Origin of the sequence: Acinetobacter sp. TUM15064, from assembly GCF_008980265.1 — a bacterium.
Classification (GTDB): domain Bacteria; phylum Pseudomonadota; class Gammaproteobacteria; order Pseudomonadales; family Moraxellaceae; genus Acinetobacter.
The window spans coordinates 1-5,337 of sequence record NZ_BKFU01000111.1; the positions used below are offsets into that span (position 1 = coordinate 1).

Below are 5,337 nucleotides of genomic sequence, written 5' to 3' on the forward strand. Positions count from 1 at the left end.
TGATCAAAAAGTCTATCAACCGATATGAGACAAGTTGGCTGCCTACAAGCGCCTGCGCCACTGCATTTTTTCTTGCTCGCTTTTCAGCATCATCAACCTTTAAATCATCTATTGCTTTAATATCCTCAAAATATTTGATTCTACGTTCTAGTTTTTCTTCGGCGTTCTGAAATTTATTTTTTCTTTCTACAAAAAGTAAAAGTATCTTATGAATGAATTCCCACATAAACTTCCAATAATTAATAAGTACTTGTTGTACTAAATCATCTTAAATTTATGTTAGCATTTCAAGTAAATTTATGAATTTTATAAAATTATGAATTTTTTACTCATTTTAGTTTTGGGGTTCCCTTCCATCCAAGTTTATGCAAAAAAATGTGCTGACTTTTCTACTCAGCAGCAAGCACAGAAATGGTATGAACAACGCAAAAAATCAGGACAAACTGGCTGGAAAAGTTTAGACCGCGACGGCGATGGTCAAGCATGTGATTGTTTGCCGGGTGGAAATGGTAAGAAGTGCCCGAAGAAGAAAAAATAAAACGCCTCACGGCGCTCTATTATGCAAAATCCTGAACCAATTTCTTTATGACTGGTCGCTGACGCTGACTTGCGTTCCATAAATCATGCTGCATTTGTAAATTCAACCAAAACTCTGGTGACGTTTCTAAAGCCTCGCTTAAACGAATCGCCATATCTGCTGAAATACCTGTATGACCATTCAAAATACGAGATAGATTTGCTCGAGTAACACCTAGCGCTTGAGCAGCTTCAGTCACGGGGGTTTCACCTATGTATTCCCGCAACATTTCGCCAGGATGTGGTGCATTAAACATCATATTCATAGTTCGTACTCCTACACCTTAGTGATAGTCCAGATAATCCACGATGTAGACATCGCCATCTTCAAATTTAAAAATTACTCGCCAATTACCGTTTACAGTGAGTGACCATTGATCTTGTAGGTTTCCACTGAGCTTATGTAAACGCCAATTTGGTGGAGTCCTTAAATCATTCACTGTAGATGCAGCATGTAATGCCGCAAGAATCAAACGTAATTTAGAAGAATGCGTTGCTTGGATACCTGCTGTTGTACCTGTTTGGAAAAAAGCCTGAAGACCTTTATGTTTAAAACTCTTAATCAAGCTTTAGCATCCATTCGTATAGCGTATATATACAATATACACCACTATGAAAGATATGTGTAGAGAAAAACCTCATATAAAAATAAAGCGCCTCACGGCGCTCAATTTCTTAATAATTAATTGTGTAACTTAATGCGAAAGTTCTACCTTCAGCAGGAATCGCTAACAATGTGTTCGCATTGGTCACTGCTGCCTGTTGAGCAAATACCGTTTTATATTGTTTGCCCCATACATTGTACACGCCAAAGTCCACTCGCCCTTTTGCTAACGGGAAATGTGCTAATACGTCCATCGTGGTATAGCCTTTAATCTCAGCCGCACTATTTGCATCAGTAATTCCAGCAGCTTTTAGAGCAAGGTCATCTTTATAGGCTTTATCAGTTCCTTTAATTGCCAACATTTGGGTACGTACACCATAACCTTCTGCAGTATTCCATTCAGCAAATAATGTACCTTTCATCGGTGAAACAGCAAAGGCATTTAACTCATGCCAATTATTGGTAGCGTCCTTATACTGGCCTCGCGTATAACCTAATGTACCGCCCACTTTGTAGTTCTCCATAAATGGATAACTTACTGTTGCTTCAGCACCATAAACTCGCTGATCTGTATCAACAACATTTACAGAACGATCTGAGTTAAATTGAACGACTTTATCAGAGGTATTATAGAAACCTGTTAAACCCAAATTTAAACCTGTGTCTTGGTTTAAACGCCAGCCTAGTTCATAGCTATTCACCGTGATTGGAGCGATACCAGACGTGGTTAAAGTATATGCGGCAACATCACGCAATACACGTTGCACATCTGGGTAGCTATAACCTTGTGAGAAGTTGGCATAAATTTGCTGCGCATCCGTCAATTTATAGACCGCACCTAAATTAAATAGGAATTTATCAGAGTCCGTCGAATCAGCAGCCATTAAAGTATATGGTGTACGCGCAGTTAAATAACTATCTGTATCAGCCTGAACATATTGGTAACGTACCCCAGCTTGAATATTAAGCTGATCTGTTAATGCATAGTCCCCTTGTATAAAGGTACCAATATTCTGAATTTCAGTATCTGGTCCTGAACCTTGTTTTTCGCCTGTTGGGGTATAGACTAAGCCATTATTGCTTGGCGTGTAGTAGTCCGCCCACTGATGGTCTTTTTCCCAGTCATAATCCAGACCATAAGTAAGTTTTAGATCTCGATCTACCACTTTCATATCTGACTGTAAGGTTGTACGAATACCCGCATAGTCCACATTCGACTGGCTTTGCTTAACATTCGTACCATCTTTTGAATAGCCATAAGGTACAAAGCGTGACTTCTCATTGCGATAGTATGCTTCGACATTCAAAACCTGCCCTAAGAAATCCTGATTTTGGTATTGTGTATTAAAAGCATAGCGTTCTGTAAAAGGCTGATTATCTAAACTCCAACCTTTGATCGCTTTATAAGATGGGGATGTTTTGGTCAGTAAATACGAATAATCTGGTCCATATTCTGTATCTTGCTCATCTTTATAATACTGAGCACCAAAACTTAAACTCTGATTATCAGTTAAATTAAAGTTTAAACGACCATTCACATCAATGGTGTCAGTATCCATCGTACTGCCTTGCCAAGGGCTTAATGAAATACGATCCCCATTACCATCAAATTGAGATCCACGATTGGTATAATCTATCCCAAGAAAACCATCGACTTTGTCATTTGCAAATGAAGCCGTTTGCCCAACTTGATAAGCGAGGCTGTCACCACGGAAATTATCGGCTGATGTCACGCCTAGTTTGGTCTGAAAGCTAACAGGCTCAGACTTGTCAGCACGTTTGGTAATAATATTGATAATCCCGCCTGTTGCGCCAGAACCATAGATACTGGTTGCACCTGAAACCACCTCAATATGATCAATCATATTCGGGCTAATACTATTCAGCTGACGTGCCACATCACGAGAACCTGTTTGTGATACGCCATCAATCATCACCAGTACATTACGACCACGCATAGTTTGGCCATAATTACTACTGGTTCCACTGCTTGGTGCTAAAGATGGTACAAGTTGAGCCAAAATATCGGCAACTTTACGCCCTGGTCCTGCCTGTTGAGAAATTTCGTCAGCTGAAATGGTTTGCACAGTTCCAGCAATTTCAGAAATGCTTTTTGGAGTACGTGTTGCTGTCATCACAATCGTTGGAAGTTGAGCTTCAGCATTTTGTGTTGTAGTACTATTTGTTACTGTGTCTTCAGCATAAAGTTGGGTACAAATAGCTACCGTAAGCAGGCAAAGACTAAAGTGTGACAAGCGCATTCTAATTTCTCAATGGTAAGCATTAATATTGATGCAAATAGTAATCATTAATATTATTAATGTAAAAACTTTTATTTGGATTTACTTTATTTCTACGATTTATATCGAAATGAGGCTTCTACGAAATTGTTCTACCTAAGGCTATCTCTAGACTACCCACCACTCAACCTTTTCATTGCTTCAATGCTCGTCTTAAATCCAACTGATTTATCAATGCTGTGCGTTGCTTGCTCGATAATCCAATCTCCTGCGATCCCCTCCCGAAACCCCACAAGAGTAAGTGGCTTCTCGGCCGTAATTTCTGGATTACCTGGTAAATTCAAACTTAACCGTTCTTCACCACGGCGTGATTGATCTAATGATGCTTGAGCTGCTGATTGTGCGCTTTTAGCATCCTGATAAATATGCCTGAGTCTTTTAACTGGCTCTCCATCACCAACTTTCACCTCATGCTTTTTGGCGCCCTTTTTATCATGCCAATATGCGATTGCAGTCCCGACACTATCACTTGTGCCGATCTGGTGGTAATGGAACGCTCAAGCATTAACATCAAAGACAACACCATGACCATACTTCAGCATAAATCGCTGAATTACGACAAACCTGTGTTTATTGAAGTGGATATGCATCCTGAGCTACGCGAAGTCGTATTGCAGTGTATAGAGCATTCTATGCGACTACGCTGCCCTTACCTGATTGCAACGCGACCAGACCACATTAACGAGCAAATCCGTAATGCAAAACTACATCCTTTTGCTGTGACAGAGGATCACATTACCAAGCAGTTTAAAAAGTATCGGGACCTGTCTGGTGCGTATGATCACTTAGAGCTAAACCAACGACCATCGCTACATGACTTACGTGCCTTAGGCATTTATAACATCACGCAGAAGTATGGAAAGAAGTACGCACAGGCGCTGGCTGGTCACGCAACTGTGAAGATGACGGATCACTATTTAGAGGGTCACGAAGCGCCTAAACCTGAGCGGATTAGCTATCGTTAGTCTTGCCAATAAAGCTGATGCTTCCATTTCATGGATCATCAGCTTTTGATTTCATATAATCGCCAGTTTGTTAAATAGAGTTCACTTATCTTTTAATAACATCATTAGGAGTTAGATAAATTTCTGATTCTTCACCTTGTACAGTAGCTTTTAACTTTTTTGATATATTAATCATTTTATCAATAGCTTCAGGTGTCGGGTTTTTCGTTAGTAAGTCACACGAGTTACGGTCATACCATAGAGAAAACTCTTGTTCATCAATGGATATAAGAAAGTCCTCTTCTGAATTTTGAAGATCTACCGTTATTGTTGGGTCTGTTTCTAAATATGAATTCCATTCTTGTTTAGTAATACATTCACCATCATTAAGATAAAATTCTTTTTTTGTTATATACACATTATAGCCAGCATAGGTAATTGGACTAATAATTAAAAGGATAGGAATAATAAGTCTGAACATTGAATTAGTGATCTCTAAAGGAATTAACATTTAATTTTGCTAAAATTAACATAATACACGTTATACGTAATTCATTTTTTATTTCATATAATTCAATGTATTAATTGACTTGATGAACCCCAACCCAGATGTATTAGGATTTTTAATAGTTTATTATGTTCCACGATTACTTATTAAACAATGTTCCACGGTTTTGTATAGTCTCATTTAAGACTGAAACAGAAAAAATGTCCAGATGAAATAAGAATAGATGTCCAAGTAGTTATTGATTTAGCTACCATTAATCATCGTTTTTAAGTTTAAATGAACGAGTTTTCCACATTGGGGAATTACGCCATTCCCCGAAAACAAAAAGCCCACTTTTTGAGTGGGCTTTAATCTGTTAAAATATCAACGAATCTTGGTAGGTATATCCAGACTCGAACTGGAGAC

General features: G+C 38.7%; 8 protein-coding genes. 2 read left to right on the top strand and 6 right to left on the bottom strand.

Features of this window, described 5'->3' with window-relative positions; translation table 11 throughout:
* A partial coding sequence (locus GBI16_RS17535; protein WP_151707568.1) for a hypothetical protein occupies window positions 1–226 on the bottom strand: 226 nt, incomplete at its 3' end.
* Between the two features lie 90 nt (window positions 227–316).
* On the opposite strand from GBI16_RS17535, the gene GBI16_RS17540 reads away from it, so the two are divergent.
* Entirely contained in the window at window positions 317–538 is a 222-nt protein-coding gene (locus GBI16_RS17540; protein WP_151707569.1) for an excalibur calcium-binding domain-containing protein, read from the top strand.
* A 19-nt stretch (window positions 539–557) separates the two neighbouring features.
* On the opposite strand, the gene GBI16_RS17545 is transcribed toward GBI16_RS17540, so the two are convergent.
* The 4 genes from GBI16_RS17545 to GBI16_RS17560 all read right to left on the bottom strand — a co-directional run bounded on the left by GBI16_RS17545 (window position 558) and on the right by GBI16_RS17560 (window position 3,887).
* Window positions 558–842 carry a HigA family addiction module antitoxin gene (locus tag GBI16_RS17545; protein ID WP_086209417.1) on the bottom strand — a complete coding sequence of 95 codons (285 nt, stop codon included), beginning with the start codon at window positions 840–842 and terminating at the stop codon, window positions 558–560.
* 18 nt (window positions 843–860) lie between these two features.
* A complete protein-coding gene (locus tag GBI16_RS17550; protein ID WP_086209418.1) occupies window positions 861–1,142 on the bottom strand; it encodes a type II toxin-antitoxin system RelE/ParE family toxin in 282 nt (93 codons plus the stop codon).
* A 109-nt stretch (window positions 1,143–1,251) separates the two neighbouring features.
* Window positions 1,252–3,441 carry a TonB-dependent receptor gene (locus GBI16_RS17555; RefSeq protein WP_151707570.1) on the bottom strand — a complete coding sequence of 730 codons (2,190 nt, stop codon included), beginning with the start codon at window positions 3,439–3,441 and terminating at the stop codon, window positions 1,252–1,254.
* Between the two features lie 152 nt (window positions 3,442–3,593).
* Complete coding sequence (locus GBI16_RS17560) at window positions 3,594–3,887, bottom strand: hypothetical protein (protein WP_151707571.1); 294 nt, start codon at window positions 3,885–3,887, stop codon at window positions 3,594–3,596.
* 27 nt (window positions 3,888–3,914) lie between these two features.
* Between GBI16_RS17560 and GBI16_RS17565 the strand changes: the two genes are divergently transcribed.
* Window positions 3,915–4,445 carry a hypothetical protein gene (locus GBI16_RS17565; protein WP_228146995.1) on the top strand — a complete coding sequence of 177 codons (531 nt, stop codon included), beginning with the start codon at window positions 3,915–3,917 and terminating at the stop codon, window positions 4,443–4,445.
* Between the two features lie 85 nt (window positions 4,446–4,530).
* On the opposite strand, the gene GBI16_RS17570 is transcribed toward GBI16_RS17565, so the two are convergent.
* Window positions 4,531–4,935, bottom strand: a complete 405-nt coding sequence (locus tag GBI16_RS17570; RefSeq protein WP_228146996.1) for a hypothetical protein — start codon at window positions 4,933–4,935, stop codon at window positions 4,531–4,533.
* Window positions 4,936–5,337: the final 402 nt, after the last annotated feature.

Bases quoted from the DNA above. Each gene is read 5' to 3' on its own strand.
- GBI16_RS17540 (WP_151707569.1), top strand. From the start codon at position 317: ATGAATTTTTTACTCATTTTAGTTTTGGGGTTCCCTTCCATCCAAGTT.
- GBI16_RS17545 (WP_086209417.1), bottom strand. From the start codon at position 842: ATGAATATGATGTTTAATGCACCACATCCTGGCGAAATGTTGCGGGAA.
- GBI16_RS17555 (WP_151707570.1), bottom strand. From the start codon at position 3,441: ATGCGCTTGTCACACTTTAGTCTTTGCCTGCTTACGGTAGCTATTTGT.
- GBI16_RS17565 (WP_228146995.1), top strand. From the start codon at position 3,915: ATGCCAATATGCGATTGCAGTCCCGACACTATCACTTGTGCCGATCTG.
- GBI16_RS17570 (WP_228146996.1), bottom strand. From the start codon at position 4,935: ATGTTAATTCCTTTAGAGATCACTAATTCAATGTTCAGACTTATTATT.